Here is a 19740-nt window from a genome sequence, read left to right as displayed (position 1 = left end):
CCTTTGCTTTTCTTTTATTTCTTTTGGTTGATTTATAAGTAGTTACAGAAAATTTTATTTGTTCATCTATTCCTTTATTGATACATTTGTTTCATCTCATGTACACCTTTTGATTAAAAAGATGTAAAAATGTACACCTATGCAAATATCACTAAAAAGGAAGAAATTAAAAAATGATAGGTTCAGTCTTTATATTGAATATTATAAAGGCTCTCAACTCGACAAAGATGGAAAACGCATCCATAATAGAGATTTTGAGTATTTAAAATTATATCCACATCAAAATCCGAAAACAGCTTCAGAGAAAAAAGAAAATAAAGAAATTGAAGTTTTAAGTGAACAAATTCTATCAATTAGAAAAGCTGAGTTTTTTCAAGGAAGATTTGACATAAAAAATACTGCAAAATCAAAAAGACGATTTTTAGATTTTTTTATTGAGAAAACAGAAGAGAAAATCAATTCTCCAAAGAATTATGGAAATTGGACAGCAACCCTTGTTCATTTAAAACAATGTATAAGTCCAAATTTACAATTTGAAGAGATAGACGAGAACTTTATTAAAAAAGTCCGAAACTATTTTGATACTGAAGCCAAAACAAAAAGTGATACTCTCCTATCCTTAAACTCCAAATATTCATATTTCAATAAGTTTAAAGCCTGTCTTAGAGCAGCTTTCGATGAAGGCTATTTGTCTATAAATTATGCTTCAAAAGTAAAGTCTTTTGAACAAGCTGAAAGCCAACGAGAATATTTAACTTACAAAGAGCTTCAAGCACTTGCAAGCACTAACTGTAAATACAGTGTTCTTAAAAGAGCATTCATATTTTCCTGCCTTACAGGTTTAAGATGGTCTGATATTAACACAATGACCTGGAGTGAAGTTCGAGACGAAGATAACGGTATTAGTAGAGTTAACTTTCGTCAAGAAAAAACTGACGGTGTTGAATATTTATACATTTCAAATCAGGCAAGAGCATTACTTGGAGAAAGACAACATCCATCAGAAAGAGTTTTTAAAGGTTTAAAATACGGCGCAGTCTACAATAATGAGATTGTACGTTGGTGCAACAGAGCCGGGATTTCAAAACACATCACTTTCCATAGTGCCAGACATACAAATGCAGTTCTATTACTCGAAAATGGAGCTGACATTTATACTGTTTCAAAACGATTAGGTCATAGGGAAATCAGAACAACAACAATCTATGCTAAGATTGTAGATCAAAAAATGAAAGAAGCTGCTTATATAATCCCTGAAATACAATTATAAATATGTATACAAATTTTATCTCATACACTGTTATTGGTTTTCTAACCTTAAATATCTTGTTTCAATCATTGATTTCAATTAGATATAATCAGAAATTTATTTTAGCTTTTTTTTGCAATGAAAAAAGCAATTGGAATCCAAATATTGACAGAATCAAGCTAGCAGTTTCATTTTTTTTTATACTATTTTCTATGTTTTTATTCAATTTAATAATAAAGAAAGACACGTCTATTTATGAAATTATTATCGTAAGTGCTTCCATTTTGTTTTTGTCTTGGTTAACTTATTTTACTTTAAATAAAAGGGATGAAAATAGTACTAAAACTGAAGTAATTGAAAAACTTAAATTTAAATTATTAGAAGAATCATTCCTTCAAGAATTAGTAACTAAATTGAATAATGAAAACAGAGCAATTATCAATTATTCGGAATTACTTTCAATTTCTAAAGGTGCTAACCTTGAAAAAAAAATCAAATGGATTGATAGAATAGGACAAAAATCTAGTTCAAAATCAAGAAATGGAGATATTACTTATGGATTTATATTTGATTTATTTCATGAATATTTTATCGAAGATGGAATAAAAAACCTTAAAGGTGAAAAAAGAAAAGAGCTTATAAACTATATCGTTCGAAATTTTACCAAAAATGAGAGTGAAATAATTAGTAAAAATTTAAACAAATCATATAGCGACTGGGTACCTAAAAATAATTAAAAAAGTGATAGCGTAAATCATATTTTATTACTGTTTACCCTAATGTACAGGGCTAATACCTTCTTTAGTTTTGCTGTCATAATCTTAAAAATAGACAGCAATGGAAAGTAACGATGTAATCTTAAAGAAACTAAATCAATTAGAAATTCTAATTGTAAGTACAGCAAAACAAATCTTAACTGTAGATGATTTAATAAACTACACAGGATTTTCTCGTAGTTATATTTATAAATTGGTTCATAAGAGTATTATCCCCTACTCAAAGCCAAATGGCAAAACATTATTCTTTCAAAAAAATGAAATTGATGAATGGTTGTTGCAAAACAAATCAAACTCTATTTCTCAAATAGAGCAAAAAGCAATTGACTACACAACATTTAAGAAATAAAGTGCGAGCATAGAATACTCTTCTGTGCTCGCATTTAATGTTGTTCTTGATTTTGAATTTGTAATAAGCCAAAAATAAGACTTTGAAAAACACTATTTACATAAGAAAACCCAACCATATTTCAACTGCCCGATTCACCTTGTCAACTATTGAATATAACATCATTTATTTCATTATTGACGAGCTTATGAAATCGCAAAGTTTAGATATAAATATGGTTTATTCTGAACAGGAAATAGTAATTGAATTAAAAAAAATTGATAAGTATAATAATTATCAAAGAATAAAGGATTCTATAAAGTCATTGGCTTCTAAACAAGTTGAATATCATATAAACATTCCTGGAGGAAATGGAAAATCAGAACAGGTTCAGGAGAACATCACTTCACTAATTAGTGGAATAAAGTATGTTAGAAATTCGCAATATATATCATTCATAGTTCCATCCCAAGCTTGCAGGTTTTTTTGCTACCTAGGAGGCGGTTTTACATCCATTCAAAAGGCAATTGCTATAGGATTAAGTTCTATCTATTCAAAAGCCTTATATGAGCTTTGTTGCCGTTGGAAAGACAAAGGTGGTTATAATTGTAGCATTGAAGATTTAAAAGTGTATTTGTCTATCGAAAACAAGTATAAGCAAATAGCTCATTTTAGACAAAGAGTGTTAGATGATTCTATAGTTGAATTGAAAGAGAAAGCTGATTTGTTTTTCACATACACCCTTACAAAATCTGACAAAAAGTTTGATAAAATCTCTATTAAAATACATGGAAATTATAAAAACAAAAGTGGTTTTTCAGGTGTTAAAGAAGAACATTACCGATTTGTCTATAGTTTTTTAAACCGCTATTTCCCAAATTATAAAGACTCTAAAGCATTAGATTATACTGAAATACTTGTAAAACAAAACAATTTAGAGAAAGCATTTTATCGATTTATTAAGTTAGATGATAACTATTCTGAAGGAACTAAAACCAAAAAAGATATTTACAGTTTACTTGTCAATGTTATTTTACCTGAACTTGAAGTTCTAAAATCACACATAACTTAAAATAAGTGTGAGTGAGTCTTGGATTTAGTCATTTTGTGTGATTTGTTTAGTCATTTTGTGTGATTTGATTAAAAATATTTAGTCATTTTGTGTGATTTACCTCTGTTAACCTCAATAAAATAAACACTTAACAGCCTTGTACAATAGGTTAACCTATAATTAATAATACAAGTTAAACGAAAAAGAAAATTTTCTGATGAAAAGAAAAAGAATCACTTTGGAAAAAGCTCGTAATATTTCTATTGAATTAGTCCTTCAAAAAATGAATTATACACCATCAAAAACAATTGGATTTGATATTTGGTACTCAAGTCCTTTACACGATGAAAAAACACCTTCATTTAAAATAAATACCAAAATAAACAAATGGTATGATCACGGGCTTCAAAAAGGTGGAAATACAATTGATTTTGTCGCAATTAAATTTAATTATTCAATTTCTGAAGTTTTAAAATTCTTAGAGAAATATTCAGACAGATCTGTTTTTTCTTTTCAAGAGCAAAAAAATATTGCATTAATTTTTACTGAAACTGAAAGTAAAATTAAAATAAATAAAGTAACTGAAATACAACATTTTGCATTGAAAAAATATTTAGAAAATAGGAAAATTTACAATTACGAAAACGAATCAAATTTAAGAGAAGTTCATTACGAAGTAAATGGCAAAAAATATTTTGGAATTGGTTTCAAAAATAATACTGAAGGCTATGAAATTCGTTCCAAATATGCCAAAATATGTATAGGAAAAAAAGATGTTACTCATTTGGTAAAAGGTTATAAAAACAAATTAAGAATTTTTGAAGGCTTTTTTGATTACTTATCGTTCATAAATAAATTCAAATCTGATTCCGATTTTTTAATTCTAAATTCAATAACCTTGATTAATCGTTGTGATGAAATTTTATCAAAATATGATGAAATTGAATTGTTTTTGGATAATGATGCAGCAGGAAATGAACAAACAAAATTAACACTTGAAAAATTCAATAATGCAACAGATTGTAGAGCATTTTACAAAGATTTTAAAGATTTAAATGAATGGCTTTTGAATACTACTTTTTAAGTGTATTCTCAAATACGCAAGACGGAACGGAGTTAACACTCCATTCTACCAGTAAATACGGCATTAGTCTTTTTAAAATTACGGAATTAAAACGTAAAACAAACTTAACAAATTATTAATCAATGACTTAATTACAATTTCATGAATACAGAAAAGAAAAATATTGACATTAGACTAAATGGACTTATGGTTAGTCGATGGACTAATCTAAAGAAAAGATTTGGTTACAATACAAACATAAAATTAGTAGAAGATATATTGTACTTTTTTGAAACAAATCCTGTTAATCCAAAAGATAAATTTACTTCTGTATTAGATAAAGTACTCTCAAAAATGGATGAATTTAATAATGACAACAATAGAGTTATTGCAGTTGTCAGAAAAATTGAAAATGATAAATTAAATCCAATATTCAGAACAGTTACACAAGACTTAAATCACAAAATAGACGATATAAAACAGTACGTTTATGAAGGAATAAATTCTTCACAAAATGTCACAAGTATTGAACCAAAAACTAACGAAAAAGAAATTGAAAATGTTATAAAAAAGTATGAAGAAAAATTAAAAACTCAAGATAAATTATATAATCTTTCTGAAAAGATTAATGACGATAATCATAAAAAAATTAGTTCCATTTGTAAAAATCTAAATGAAATAAAGAATAAATATTCTGTAGAAAAAGGAACATTTTCTAAACCAAAAATTGTCCTTGAATTATCTGAAGAAGAATTTTTAAAATTAATTAAATATTAATCAATTGATGATTTTTTACTTGTAAATTTTTCTAAAACTTTAACGTATTCTTTTTCAGAAATTTGAGTTTTTTGATTGAATCTTTCTTCAAATAAATCAGCGAAAAAGAGTTTAAAATAAATTAAAACAAAAGCATTTAACTCGTTTTTTGAAACATAATTATTCATCATTTTTAAAAACTCTAAAGGAATATCAATTTGTTTGTTTTTAAAGAGCTTTTCTATTTCCATTGTGAATAAGAATAGTAATCCATCATAACTCTTACGGTCCTCAAGAATGTTCTTGAGGATTTGTTCTCTATCGTCTTTGTCTAATTTTATTAAAATTGAACTAAATATAGAGTTCATTTTAATATTCAGACCTTCTTCAACTGAAGCTCCAGGTTTGTTGTCTTGAATAAAACTTACAGATAAAGCTGCACTATCTTCATTGAAAACAGGCTTATTAAAATCTTCAAATAACAAATAGTTTAAGATTTTTTGAAATGTTTGGTTTTCTTTCATAAGTACAAAAAAATGCGTGAGACATTAGCCAACAGTAAAAGAGGTACTAGGAGACCCAACAACCAATTGACTACGCCCACGCAAGTATCATGCACAGGCGTAAGCCTTTTAGTTTGGTTGTTTAGAAGATTCCTAGTTTTCTTTTACCAAATAAAAGCTTACGCGATTAAATATTTTCGAACTGTAAAATTATTAAAAGTTAATTCAATTAGCTAATAATTTTTCTTTCCTTTAGTTTCTTTTGTTGATAACTTAGTTTAAAACTTATCTTACATTACAACGATAAATTTATTAAATTTGAATTCCCCCTACCAATAAAACAAGTTTAATAACTTAAGCTTGTGAATCATTTATTATAATACATTACAATGCCATTATTTCAGCAATCGGTACTAAAAAAATATTTAGCTCAACAGGACAAAACAGAAGTTGAAAAAGCGTATAAAAAATTTACGAAGTTTTTTCACGATGCTAAAACACAAGACAATATTCGCAATAGCAAAGAAGAGCAATTCCAGGAAGGCTTTTTACGAGAACTGTTTGTGAACATTTTAGGTTATACCCTTAACCCTACTCCAAAATTCAATTTAACTACTGAACTTAAAAACCAAAAAGGTAGTAAAAAAGCCGATGGTGCCATATTAAAAGATGATAAAGCACTAGCTGTAATTGAGTTAAAAGGTACGAATACCAAAGACTTGGAAAGCATTCGTCAACAGGCGTTTGATTACAAAGCTAATCAAGTGGGGTGTGTTTATGTAATTACATCTAACTTTGAAAAACTACGTTTTTACATTAACAATGCGGTTGATTTTGAAGAGTTCAATTTATTTACACTTACCGAAAAGGAATTTGAATTATTCTACTTGTGTTTGGCAAAAGACCAACTTCTAAACAACAAACCGTTAGCCATAAAAGAGGCTTCTATTGTTGAAGAAGAAAGTATTACCAAAAAGTTTTATGCCGATTATTCTGTGTTTAAACGTGAATTGTATCGCGATTTGGTAAAACGCAATATGAAAAACGATAGTTTACGTGAACTAACGGAAAAGAACATCAAGTTGGCTCTATTCAAAAAGTCGCAAAAACTTATCGATCGTTTCTTATTTATCTTATTTGCTGAAGATAGAGGATTATTATCACCTAACTCTATTTTAACCATTTTAAACGAATGGAAAGCATTAGAAGAGTTAGATGTTCAAGTTCCATTATACGACCGTTACAAGCAATATTTTGGCTATCTAGACACTGGTAGAAAAGGGACAGATAAAAAAGAAGAAGTTTTCGCCTATAATGGTGGGCTATTTCAACCCGATGCTGTTTTGGATGCCATGGTAATTGATGACGACTTACTCTATCGTCATACCAAAAAACTCTCGGCTTATGATTTTGAGAGTCAAGTAGATGTTAATATTCTCGGTCACATTTTTGAGCATTCACTAAACGAAATTGAAAGTGTAAATGCCGAAATTGAAGGAACTGAATTTGACAAACAAAAAACCAAACGCAAAAAAGATGGTGTTTTTTATACCCCAAAATACATCACTAAATACATTGTTGACAATACCGTAGGGAAACTTTGTGAGCAAAAGAAACAAGAGCTTGGCATTGTAGATGAAGAGTATGCTAAAGGTAGAAAGAACCGACAAGCCGAAACCATAAAAAAACTAGACCAAAAGTTGCAAGAGTACCGCAATTGGTTGTTGCAAATTACTATTTGTGACCCTGCTTGTGGCTCAGGAGCATTCTTAAACCAGGCACTAGACTTTTTAATTAAAGAACATAGTTTTATAGACGAGCTGAACCGACAGTTATTTGGCGGCGGGTTTGCATTTCCTGATATTGAAAACCAAATTTTGGAACACAATATTTACGGTGTTGACTTAAATGAGGAAAGTGTTGAAATTGCTAAACTTTCTCTATGGTTACGCACCGCACAACCCAAACGTAAACTAACCAGTTTAAACAATAATATTAAATGCGGTAACTCATTAATTGAAAGTAAAACCGTTGCCGGCGACAAAGCTTTTAACTGGCAAGAGCAATTTCCTGAAGTGTTTTCTAATGGTGGTTTTGATGTTATTATTGGTAATCCTCCTTATTTAAGAGTTCAAGGGTTAAGGGAAAATTTTGAAAAAGAAAGTTTGTTTTATGAAAAAAAATTTAAATCAGCTACAGGCAGATTTGATGTTTATGTCCTTTTCATGGAGCATTCTTATAACCTAATAAATCAAAAGGGAGTTGTATCATTTATTTTGCCACACAAGTTTTTAATAAGTGATTTTGGTGTTGGGATTAGAAACTTTTTTGTTGATAAAAAAGCTGTTGAAAGTCTAATTCATTTTGGTTCAGAGATGGTTTTTGCTGATGCATCAACTTATACCTGTATAATCAATCTATCTAAGAACAATAAACAGTTTAATTACAAGCAAATTAAACCTTTGGAGATTTTTGATGTATTTGATTTTGAAATAATTGACTACAAAATTTTATCAGGTGAAAAATGGAATTTAAATAGTCAATGTGAACAATCATTAATCGATAAAATCAACAAACAACCTTTAACAATAAAAGATGTTTTTGAAAATATTAGTCAAGGAGTAGTATCTGTTGGTGATGACATTTATTTAATGAAAGGAAAAATTATTGGTGATAAATTTATTGGATTCTCTGATAAAATTAATCAAGAAATTACCTTAGAAGCAAATATTGTTAGACCTTTATTAAAAGGAGAAGATGTGAAAAAATATAAATGCTTAGATGCAAATTATTATTGCTTTTACCCTCATGAAGAAAAAAACGGAAAAACTATCCCTTTTGAAGAAGATAACTTTAAATCTAATTATCCTTTAGCATATCAATATATCTTACCATTTAAAAATGAATTAATTGAGAAAAAAATAAGATATAAAACTAATCCAAAAGCATGGTATAGTTTGCATCGTTCCAGAGAGATTTCATTATTTGAACAAGAAAAGATAATTACTCCTGAAATTTCATTGGGAACTAATATGACTTTAGATACAAAATCTTTATTTCATAATACAAAATGTTATACTCTAGCGAAAAACAAGTTTATAAAAGAAGATAATAAATTTTGGTTAGCCATTCTTAATTCAAAATTATTGTGGTTTTATTTAAGTAGTACTGGTTATGTCTTAAGAGGTGGTTTTTTTACATTTAAGACTAAATACCTTGAACCATTTCCATTACCTAAAATTGAATCGTTAGAAATTCAAAAACCATTTATTGAAAAAGTAGAAAAAATAATTTCATTAAATTCTGATTTTCAAATAATCAATTCAAAATTCATAAAATACTTTTCAGGTCAGTTTCATTTGGATAAACTAACTAAGAAATTAGAAAACTGGTACGAATTATCATTTGCAGATTTTATAAAAGAACTCAATAAAGCTATAAAAGGAATTGGTGGCACTCCCCTAACCAAAAAAGATGAAATTGAGTGGATGGATTTGTTTGAAGATTATAAAAAACAAGCCCTAGATTTAAAAGCTCAAATTGATGCTACTGATAAAGCCATCGACCAAATGGTTTATGAGTTGTACGGGTTAACACAAGAAGAAATAGATATTGTTGAGAATAGTTAAATAAAAATATATAAAAATGAATTGGATTAATTGTTTTTCAAATGAACGTTTTGGCGTTAAAACTTCAGAAGTTGGAATTAGAACTGAATATGAAAGAGATTGGGATAGAATTATTTTTTCAAGTGCTTTTAGAAGATTACAAAACAAAACTCAAGTTTTCCCTTTACCTGATGAAGTTTTTGTTCATAATAGACTAACTCATTCACTTGAGGTGGCAAGTGTTGGGAGGTCATTAGGCAAATTAGTTGGAAAAAAAATCTCAGAATTTAATGAGGTAAAATCTAATAGAACTGCATATTTATTTTATAAAAATCACCTAAAGAATGTTGTTGCTTCAGCCTGTTTAGCGCACGACATTGGAAATCCTGCTTTTGGTCATTCAGGAGAAGATGCTATTTCAAAATTTTTTGTTGACAAAGAAACGGATAAACCTGAAGATATTAAATTTAGAAATTTGTTTAAGGATTATGAATGGAGTGACTTAAAAAGTTTTGAAGGAAATGCTAATTCATTACGAATATTAACCAAAAAATCTTATGGGAGATTAGATGGTTCTTTTAGATTAACATATTCTACTTTAGGTGCTATATTAAAATACCCATGTGAATCTTTAGCTGTAAATGAACCTTTAATCCATCTATATAAAATACGTCCTGTATACTTATTTTTTACAATAGACCAATCGTTTGACTCAATATTCAATTTTAACAATTGCGCACCGTCTTTAGCTATTGTTTCTTTAACTTTAGTTGTAGCAAAGTTTTTTAAGGCGCTATTTGCATTCATACTACCTGCTTTTGGCATTTTGATACTTGCTAAACTTGCCTTTGCTGCTTTATCGTAATTAGCTTTTAAAGTAGCCTCGAACTCCTTCACAATTGGTTTTGCTTTTTCTAACCAATCTAAATGAAATTGTTGTTCGCCTTTTCCTACGATATTCATAATAGTAATATCCTCTTGATCCATATATGAAGGAACATTAAAAGCATGTCCTCCTTGATGAGAACCTGCGTATATTACAAAAATATCTTCGGCAATAAGCATTCCTCTTGTTAAAACAGGCATTCCTGTTCCTAGCTCCATTGTTTGTGATCTATCCGGACCAATTTTAGTAACATAAGAACCTGAAACTAATTCGTACCCAATATAACCCTCTGGTGACATCATTTCTAATTCGGGAGTAGTTAAAAAACGTAGCCAAGGATATTCTAAATCATGAACTGGTAAAATATCGACGTTATCACCTAAATCTGTCATTTGACGACTTAATTTCACTTGGTTAACAGCATAATTGTTTACTCCAGAAGACATTCCGAATGTATAGGATAAATATAATAAGCCATTATCAACCACTTTAGATGATATTTCAGTTTTCTTCTTTTCAACATTAGAACTTGAAGAACTTTCTGCTATTCCATCATTATTAGTATTAGAATCATTTGAAGTATTTGAACTAGAGTTATCGGTAGTTTTTACTTTCTTTTCTAATGCAGATTTAGCTTTGTTTTTCAACATTTTACCAAATTGCGCTTGAGTTGATAAAGAAGCTAGTAAAAAAATAAAAACAACATAAATTTTCCTTTTCATATCTATTAAAATTAACAATTTATTATTTATAGGATTTTAACCATTTAACTGAATATTTAAGAATATTAGAATCAACCAAAATATCAGGCATTACAGGTTCTAAAACATCTTTGTTACCATTTGCTCCAATATCATATGTAGAACTAACAAATACTAGGTTACCAGAATTTTTAAGAGTAAAACTAAACTGCTCTCCAAAATCGTTAGTGTATTCGCCAGTAGGTAAACCTATTAATGTAGAAATATTATAAGTTTTTATGGCATCTGCTAAAAAATTTGCACTTGAAAAAGTATTAGGTCCAATTAAAAAGCAGGTTTTACCATTAAAAAAATTATCTACTGATATTGGAGTTACTAAATCGTTGGTAAAGCTTTCTATAACTTCTTGATTAGGTGTGTCTAAATATTTTTTTAAAAATTCTTTCCCAAACAAGTCTTCATAAACTTTATTTTCTGAATATACTTTTTTGGATTTTTCACTTACTTTCCAATAACGTCCACTAGATTGACGATAGTCTTTTTTTGTGATATACGATAGTAACAAATCGTTTAACTTGGAATTTCCTCCACCATTTTCACGTATATCAATTATTAATTTATCAACATTTAAATCTTTAATTTTTTGAAATGTCTCTTTTAAAAATTTTGTAAAGGCTTCATAATCATTACAACTATTATATGAAATTAAGCCAATATTATCTTCTATAATGTCAAAAGTATAATCTGATTTTACTTGTTCTGAGTTAATAAATTCTATTAATTCATTCAAATCTATTCCCTTTGAAAATGAACGTTTGTATTGTGAAACTACAATATCGTAAGGAGGTTGTAAAGCTTGATTAAAAAATAAGTATAATGGGAAAGCTTTTTCGCAAGTTGCATTTTTAAAACCATCAATTCCGCCAATATAAGACAAACATTCTTCGTAGAGTTCTAAAGTTCCTAACCCATTAATTGTCTGTACCGTATCATTAACTTTTATATTAGACAATTTAGACTTTGTTACTACAAATTTTCCATTTATGATTTTGCCAGTAAGTGGAAGAAAAGAATACCGCTTTATTTCGGGTAAAAGCTTAAGGTTTTGCCAATCCATATAAGAATGACCACCGCTTAACAAAGCTGTCAGTTTCATTCCTGTTGCAACAAAATTTTTTAAAGCTATAGAGTCTTTATCCCAATTTTCAATAGTTTGAGCTTTAATAAAATTGAATTCCTCTTTTGAGGTTTTAAAATAAGGATTATAATGTACCTCTTCAAAAGTTTGTATTAATTCTTCTAAATCAGCTTTAGCTTCCTCAGTTTTTATATAAGCTTTAGTTTGACTCATTATAAAACTAGAACTTAAAAGAAGTAAATACGTTAAGGAATTCAATTTCATAAAGTTATTTATTATATCTCTAATTAATCTATTAGACTAAATGTAAGATTTCCATTGTAATACATTTCAAAAGGAAGTGCAGTAGTAGTATCTTCATTTGTTGCTTCTCCTGAAATATTAATTGTAGCAGTATCACCATTTTTAGCAATAGATAAACTAAATGTATCTAACTCATAATATTCTGGAGCTGGAGCTTTACCATTACCTGTATTATCAAAATCATATAATGGATAAAAAACAACTCCTACATTATTATCTACATGTGTATAATTTCCTGAAAAATCTTCTAAAGCATGTGGATCAATTTCTATTACAGCTATACTACCTTGACCTGAAAATTCATCATTAACCTCATCATAAGTAATTCCTTCTGAATGAATAATTAGTAAAGACTCATAAGTTCCATCATTATTGGTGTCAGAATAATATAAACCTGTTTTTAAACTATAACTTTCGTCGTTAAGCTTAGCGTAGTTTTCTTTAGTATTATCATCATCGCTACAAGAAGTGAATGTTAGGCTTGATAAAATTAAGAATGCGAATAAAATTACTTTTTTCATGATTATTGATTTTTAACTTTTATTATTTACTATTTATTTTTTTATAATTTTTTGAAGTCCTACTTTATTTTCTGAGTAAATTTTTACTAAGTAAATACCTGCATTTAAAAACGAAATATTTACCTGAGTTTGATTTGTTTCCATAACTTTTGTTCCCATTAAGTTATAAACCTCCACTTTTTGAATAGCTTCTTTAGCTTCTATAATGAAGAAATTAGTTACTGGATTAGGATAAAGTTTAAAATCGTTTGTAGAAAAACTTGAACTACTTAACGCAGTGTTGTATTCATAAGCACCTAAATCAATTGTAGTATTAACAAATCTTGTATTTCCAGATGCATCTAAAGTTCCAAATAAACCAGAATTATAAAATGAATTAGTTCCTTGATCTATAACTGCTGTCGAAGTTGAAGTCGGTTTATAATCAGCATCTAAATTAGGATTTGCTGTACTTATGTTAAAAGCATCTGAATCAATATTAGATGTATAAGGATAAATTGTAGGTGCAATACAATTATCAATATCTAAATCTCCATTAATCCCTTCACCAGTTTTAGAATTATCAAAAACCTTATCACTAACTATAGAAGAATTGTAGTAATTATTATAAAAAATAGAATTATAAACATCAACATTATTATCTAAAGAACCTGCAGAACTAATATTAACTAAATGTTTGATTGCTGTTGTAGAAAAATCATTTTGATTGTTTACAAAAGTCGAATTAATAATTGTTGTATTCATATTTGAAGTTCCTGTTTCTCTAAGCCAAATAGCACCAAAATCTGAATTAAACTGATTATCTGTAAACTCTAAATTCACAAAATTAAAATCGATAGGTGTATTACTACTTGAACTTTGGAATAAACAAATTCCGTTATTAACTAAATTTCCTTTAATAGCAACATTAATAAATTCAATAGTATCTGTAAAATATCTATAATCCATCAGTAATCCATTACCAGTATAATTGTTTCTAATGATACTGTTTTTTAGCGTAAAATACGATGTGTTATAAGTTGTTGGAAAATAAATTACAGGATTACTACCACTTGGTTTATGAGCACTTTCAAAAATAAAACCATCAAGAGTAACTAAGTTTGTATTAACATTCATTAATTGTGCTAGATTATCTGATTTGTTAGATGCAAAATCTCCGGCAATATCATCGCCATTAACATCTCCTGAAATAATGGTAGCATTTGTTGTGTAAATCAGCGACATATCTCTATCATTTTCATCGGTTTCAGTACCATCAAAACCTCCAAAAATTTGAACATTATCATCACTTACCGTAAATCCTCCTGTTGTTGGATAATACGTTCCTGCTTTTACAAACACTTTTCCTCCAGGCACAAAACTAGTAGAATTTAAAGCATCATATAAAGAGTTATAAGCATCTGCCCAAGATGTACCATCATTATTACCTGTAGCTGATGCATCTACAAAAATATCACCTACTGGTGCAGGTGTAGATAGATTTGCAATATCTCCAGGTCCATGAAACATAGCCGTATTTGCATGTTGGATAGCTCCTAGACCAATAATTGTACCGCTTGAATATGTTCTTGAATTTTGAAAACAATCAGTTGCTGGAAAATCAGAGAAGTTATAGCCTCCAAAACCACCCATAGTTCCATTTTGACGATAGGCTGCTAAAGGTTCAAAATTTCCTGAAGAAATATCTACAAAAGGGGTTGTTGGTAGATATATAGAATTTGAGATATCATTACTAGGTGTGAAATCACGAGCGTTAGTATCACCAAAATTTATACCTACACCAGAAGTAGTAAATCCTACAAATTCACTTGTTCCTATATTGTTATAATAAATGTTGTTATACCAAGCTCCGCCTACGCCACCTGTAGTTCTCTCTAAGCGAATACAACTAGCTACTGAAGCCGCAACACCAGCTCCTTCTTGATTTAAAGAAAGGGTATTATTATTAAAAAACACACTAAGACCTTGTGCTCCGTTAGAAATAAATCTAGCTACACTACCCGACTTTCCTGCATCTTCTACTTTGTTTGCAATAAATAAATTATTTCCTATAAAAATCTTATCATAATCCTGAAGTCCTCTATATTCAAAAGCATAACCAACTTGAGAAACATTTTCATCTACTATACTGTTAAGTAATGAAAACGTTTTAATAGGATTTGCACTACTTCCTCCAAATATATTGGCCCAAATATCAAAAGCTGGTCTAGTTGCCGCGTAGTTTCGTGCAAAACGACAATTTAAAAGTGTGATTTGATTTTGTGTATAGTTAGTACCGCTAGCTGGATGACTGTATAAAGCACTTCCACCGTAGGCATTTACAAAATTAATACGATCTATTACAATGTTTTCTTGTACATGATTTAAAGTAGTTCCACTAACAGTAGTTGGCTCAATTTGCAAAATACGTGTTGCATTATCACTTTTATTTGTTGATGATGCGCTAGGTACTTCGTTTAAATCATCTCCATTAATATCTCCTGATAAATATACTGGATGTAACCATGGGTCAACGTTTCGATCTGCTTTTGTTAACTCTGTACCCACAAATCCACCAAAAATATTAACACCATATTGGTTTAAAAATGGAGTTGAAGCGTTAATAGGTTTATAGGTTCCTTCTGCAATCCAAATTTCTGCACCAGCAACATTTGTGTTGTTTAATGCGTTATGTAAAGAATTGTAAGCATTAGCCCAACTGGTTCCATCATTGTTTCCTGTGGCATCTACATCTACATAAACAACTGTTTGTGCATTGAGAGCATAAGAAAAAATTGCAATTGTAAATAGTAAAAATTTCTTCATTGTGTTTTTTTTTAAATACACAACAAAGAAACTTTATAAATGAAGACTACTTAATGGCTATTTTGTGAAGTGCGTTAGTTTATTTCTAAAGCATTGATTTTTATTTATAAAGTAAATTACCAAAACGTATCTTTGATTACTGCTATAAATTCATCTTTTTTAGATTTTGCTATAGGAATTGTTTGTTTATTATCTAAAATTAGGTAATCACCATCATTTTTAATCAATTCTTTTACAAACATTAAATTGACTAGAAAACTTCTATGACATTTAAAAAATATTGGTTTGTTTTCTAATTGATCTGTGAAGAATTTTAAGGGTTTGCTTACCAATTTAGTTTCGTTCGTTTTTAAATGCACTTTTGTATACATTCCATCTGCTTCAAAATAGACAATATCGTCTAAATTCATAAACAAAATTCCTTTAGGAACATCTAATGCTATTTTTGTAATTGCTATTTGTTTTAAAGCTTGTTTTAGGTTTTCTAATTTATTTCCTAATTCATTTTTTTCAATTTCTAAAATTGCTTTTTGTGTAGCTTTTACTAATTCAGTTTCATCAATTGGTTTTAAAAGATAATCTAAAGCATTTAACTTAAATGCCTCTATTGCATATTGATGATACGCTGTTGTAAAAATGATTTTAAAAATGAAATTATCTTCATCAAAATACTTACTTATTTCTAAACCATTTTCACCTGGCATTTGAATATCAAGATATACAATATCTATTTTATTTTGTTTAATAATAGTAACTCCATCTTCTAAATTTGAAGCTTCAAAATAGGTCGTAAATTGAGGGAAATTTTCCTTTAAAAAAGTTTTAATTAAACTTCTAGCACTCTTTTCATCATCAATTATTATACAGTTCATTTTCTCTTATTTAGAAATTTTAATTATTACAGTTGTTCCAGATGGATTTTTAAGCTCATCGTATTTATCTTTTATATCAACTGAAATGTTTTTCTTGTAATTTTTGTTTATAAGCTCAACTCGTTTTGTTGTAGCTTTTGTAGCAAAAGATTTATATTCGTTTTCTTTATTTTGAGTTGCTTCTCTCCCTACTCCATTATCGTCTATAATAATTTCAATAAAATTAGCTTTTTGATAAAAGCAAACTACGATTTTCTTATTTCCTTTTTTATTACTCAATCCGTGCTTAATAGCATTTTCTATAAAAGGTTGTAGTAATAGAGATGGAATTTTAATTTGAGAAATTAATAAGTTATCATCATATTTTATTTCATATTCAAAATCTGCTTCAAATCTGTTTTTTTCTAAAGATAGATATAGTTCTAATGTTTCTATTTCTTCTTTTAATGAGATTTCGTTTACCTGACTTTGTTCTAAATACAAACGCATTAATCTGGAAAATTTTATCAAATAGGAACTCGCCAATTTCTTTTCGTTTGTTACAATATAATCTTGAATTGAATTTAAGGCATTAAAAATAAAATGCGGATTCATTTGAGAACGTAAATTTTCTAATTGAAGAGAAGTCATTCTTTTATCGATTAGTAATTCAGAAATTTCTCTATTTTTCTTGTTGAGTTTAAATCTATTTACAACAGTAATTATTGTAAATAATATTATTACTATTATAAATCCTATTAATAACATAAACCAAATTGTTTCCCAAAAAGGTTGCTTTACAACAATTGCTAATTCAATTTTTTTATTATCATTCTTTAAGACTTCATCTACGTAATAAGGAAAAACTTCAAAAACATAATTTCCTGGAGGAATTGATAAATATTTCACTGAACGTTCCGCATCTTCTATTTGTCTCCAAGAATTATCATAGTTTTTAAGACGGTATTTATAAGATATATTTTCGGAATTATTAAATGCATTTGAATTAAAAGAAAATTTAACATTGTTTTTCTCGTGAGTTAATTCAATTTCTTTATTAAAATCAATTTCTTTATCTAAAACAGTTACCGATGTAAAATAAGCATTTGGAATTTCAGTTTGTTTTGTATTTAATAAATCTTTTTTAATACTAAATATTTCTTTATTACTCGTGTAAAATATTTTATCATTGAGTATTTCTAAGGTTTGTATTGTACTTTCAATTCCGCTGTTTCGTGTATTAAAAAGTGTTTCTTTAAAATTATTTTCAATATCAATCTTTATTAACCCTTTTTCGGTTGCCAACCAAACCTCATTTTTAAAGGCTTTGATGAATTTAATTTCTTTGGGTGCAAAATTTTTAAATTGGTAATTAGAAACCTTATTATCTTTTAAATAAAACAAACGATTACTTACACTAGAAAACCAAACCGTTTGATTACTCGTTTGTACTATTGAAGTAGCATGAAAAACTTCATTATCACAATTTAAAAGCGATTTTACTTCATTACTAAATTTGAAAACACCATTTGCAGTTGCAATAAAAAACTCTCTTCTTGAATTGCTGTAAAGTGAAGTATAAGCTCTAGAATCATCAACAATATTTTCTAAAACTTGACTTGCATTAAAACTATATAAAACAGATTTATTATAAGTTAAATACAATACTTTATCATCGATAATTTTTATATCCTTTGCAACATTAAAAAGCGATGTCTTTGTAAATGTCTTGTTTCTTAAATCATAAATAAAACTTTCGTTATTATTAACACCAATATAAATTAATGCTTTTTCTTGGTCTATTTCAATTGCAGAAATGATGTTTTTTGTTGGAACTTTTAAGAAATTGGTAATTCCTTTATCTGAATTAAATAATAGCAAGTAACCCAAATCGGTGTAAAAAATAACTTCGTTATTACTTTTAACTTTTGAACCTACAATATATCCGTATTTTTTGTAGTTATAATTATTTGAAAATAAATTTAAATTAGGAACTACTTTAATTCCGTCTTTTAACGTTGTAAACCAGTAATTATCTTCAGAATCTTTATAAACACTACTTACTTTATTATCTTTAAAAAAAGTGTTTTTATAACCAAAACTTTCGTTTTCATAAGTAAACAAATGCGTTCCGTTATAAGAAAGCACGAAAACTTTATTTCCTATAACGTTTACATTAATTAATCGTTCAAAAAGTTTGTTTTTTGGACTATTAACCTGGATAACATCTGTTTCAGTTATTTTATAGAAATTTCCATTACCATTATATTCTGTAAACAAAAAACAAACTGAGTTTACTGAAAAAAGTATTGGTTTAGAAGATGATTTATTTATTTGTAAATTAGATACAAGTGTGATTTCATTAGTAGAAAAATCAAATCTAAAAATATTATTATCATTGTCTAAAAAATATCCATTTCCGTTTGCATAACAATACGTTAAAGCAGGTTTATCACTAATTTTAATTGTTTTATTTTCAGTTGAACAATAAATCCCTTTTGAAGAAAATAAATAAACCGATTTGTTTTTAACCGTAAACTGACTTAATCTTCCTTTTAGAATTGAATTAAAATCCTCATATAAATAAATACTATCATTTTTTAAGTAAAAGAATTGTCCATATAAGTTATTAAACCATAGTTTTCCTTCTTCGTCAATTTGAAGATTAAAAACTGTATTTCCTTTTTGTTTTTCGTTTCTTACTTTTTTAAAATTTCTTCCATCATAAGTAAGTAACCCATTTTCAGAAGAAAGCCATTTGGTTTTATTTGGAGTTTCAATTATGTCATAGAATTCATTACTATATTTGCTCAACTCATTACCAAATTCATAAATAACAGGAGTTTGAGAAAATAAAATAGTAGAAACAATTAAAAATGTTATTGTAAAACAATACTTCATAATTTTGTAAAAATAGAAATACTAATTTGTAAGCTCAATAACAATTTCTAAAATCATTAAAAAAGTTTTTCAATTTCTATATATTACATATAAGGTATTTATTATAAATAACATTTTATTATAAACTAAATAATGCTTTTTTAGAAGCAATTAAAACATATTTTAACTAAAAGTAGTACACCTTTTGTACACCTCTACCCTCTTTCAACCCTTATAAATAAAGAAAAGTAAAATATTGTATTGGAAAATAGAAAGAAAATATAATTTATTAATGTTTAAAAAAAGTCGGGCAGCTGCCCG

At 27.9% G+C, this 19740-nt stretch carries 14 protein-coding genes; 8 read left to right on the top strand and 6 right to left on the bottom strand.

From position 1 onward, the window contains the following. Positions 1-139: 139 nt before the first annotated feature. The 6 genes from KK2020170_RS09390 (at position 140) to KK2020170_RS09365 (ending at position 5244) form a co-directional block, all read left to right on the top strand. Positions 140-1270 carry a tyrosine-type recombinase/integrase gene (locus KK2020170_RS09390; RefSeq protein ID WP_221258081.1) on the top strand — a complete coding sequence of 377 codons (1131 nt, stop codon included), beginning with the start codon at positions 140-142 and terminating at the stop codon, positions 1268-1270. Positions 1271-1461: 191 nt separating this feature from the next. Next, positions 1462-1986, top strand: a complete 525-nt coding sequence (locus KK2020170_RS09385; protein ID WP_221258080.1) for a hypothetical protein — start codon at positions 1462-1464, stop codon at positions 1984-1986. Positions 1987-2086: 100 nt separating this feature from the next. After that, positions 2087-2374, top strand: coding sequence for a helix-turn-helix transcriptional regulator (locus tag KK2020170_RS09380; protein WP_221258079.1), 288 nt, complete (start codon positions 2087-2089; stop codon positions 2372-2374). A gap of 82 nt (positions 2375-2456) precedes the next feature. Continuing rightward, complete coding sequence (locus KK2020170_RS09375; protein WP_221258078.1) at positions 2457-3425, top strand: replication initiation protein; 969 nt, start codon at positions 2457-2459, stop codon at positions 3423-3425. A gap of 196 nt (positions 3426-3621) precedes the next feature. Beyond that, entirely contained in the window at positions 3622-4488 is an 867-nt protein-coding gene (locus tag KK2020170_RS09370; RefSeq protein ID WP_221258077.1) for a toprim domain-containing protein, read from the top strand. A gap of 141 nt (positions 4489-4629) precedes the next feature. Continuing rightward, positions 4630-5244 (top strand): BfmA/BtgA family mobilization protein, encoded by a 615-nt coding sequence (locus KK2020170_RS09365; RefSeq protein ID WP_221258076.1) that lies wholly within the window; start codon positions 4630-4632, stop codon positions 5242-5244. On the opposite strand, the gene KK2020170_RS09360 is transcribed toward KK2020170_RS09365, so the two are convergent. Further along, the gene (locus tag KK2020170_RS09360) at positions 5241-5747 is read right to left on the bottom strand and encodes a hypothetical protein (RefSeq protein WP_221258075.1); all 507 of its coding nucleotides are present in this window, start codon (positions 5745-5747) and stop codon (positions 5241-5243) included. The two genes, KK2020170_RS09365 and KK2020170_RS09360, sit on opposite strands and share 4 nt — an antisense overlap. Positions 5748-6115: 368 nt before the next feature. Between KK2020170_RS09360 and KK2020170_RS09355 the strand changes: the two genes are divergently transcribed. Next, positions 6116-9355, top strand: a complete 3240-nt coding sequence (locus tag KK2020170_RS09355) for an Eco57I restriction-modification methylase domain-containing protein (RefSeq protein ID WP_221258074.1) — start codon at positions 6116-6118, stop codon at positions 9353-9355. A gap of 16 nt (positions 9356-9371) precedes the next feature. Then, complete coding sequence (dgt, locus tag KK2020170_RS09350; RefSeq protein WP_221258073.1) at positions 9372-10199, top strand: dGTP triphosphohydrolase; 828 nt, start codon at positions 9372-9374, stop codon at positions 10197-10199. Positions 10200-10964: 765 nt separating this feature from the next. Here dgt and KK2020170_RS09345 read toward each other — a convergent pair. The 5 genes from KK2020170_RS09345 to KK2020170_RS09325 all read right to left on the bottom strand — a co-directional run bounded on the left by KK2020170_RS09345 (position 10965) and on the right by KK2020170_RS09325 (position 19440). Continuing rightward, the gene (locus KK2020170_RS09345) at positions 10965-12323 is read right to left on the bottom strand and encodes a S41 family peptidase (protein ID WP_221258072.1); all 1359 of its coding nucleotides are present in this window, start codon (positions 12321-12323) and stop codon (positions 10965-10967) included. Between the two features lie 23 nt (positions 12324-12346). Further along, positions 12347-12883: a hypothetical protein gene (locus tag KK2020170_RS09340; protein WP_221258071.1), complete on the bottom strand. Its 537-nt coding sequence runs from the start codon at positions 12881-12883 to the stop codon at positions 12347-12349. 33 nt (positions 12884-12916) lie between these two features. After that, entirely contained in the window at positions 12917-15688 is a 2772-nt protein-coding gene (locus tag KK2020170_RS09335; RefSeq protein WP_221258070.1) for a T9SS type A sorting domain-containing protein, read from the bottom strand. A 116-nt stretch (positions 15689-15804) separates the two neighbouring features. Continuing rightward, entirely contained in the window at positions 15805-16560 is a 756-nt protein-coding gene (locus KK2020170_RS09330; protein WP_221258069.1) for a LytR/AlgR family response regulator transcription factor, read from the bottom strand. Between the two features lie 6 nt (positions 16561-16566). Further along, on the bottom strand, positions 16567-19440 hold the full coding sequence (locus KK2020170_RS09325; RefSeq protein ID WP_221258068.1) for a sensor histidine kinase: 2874 nt from the start codon (positions 19438-19440) through the stop codon (positions 16567-16569). Positions 19441-19740 lie beyond the last annotated feature (300 nt).

This window comes from Flavobacterium okayamense (assembly GCF_019702945.1).
GTDB lineage: Bacteria > Bacteroidota > Bacteroidia > Flavobacteriales > Flavobacteriaceae > Flavobacterium > Flavobacterium okayamense.
Note: the sequence above shows the minus strand (reverse complement) of the source record. Positions and strands in the feature narration are given on the sequence as shown.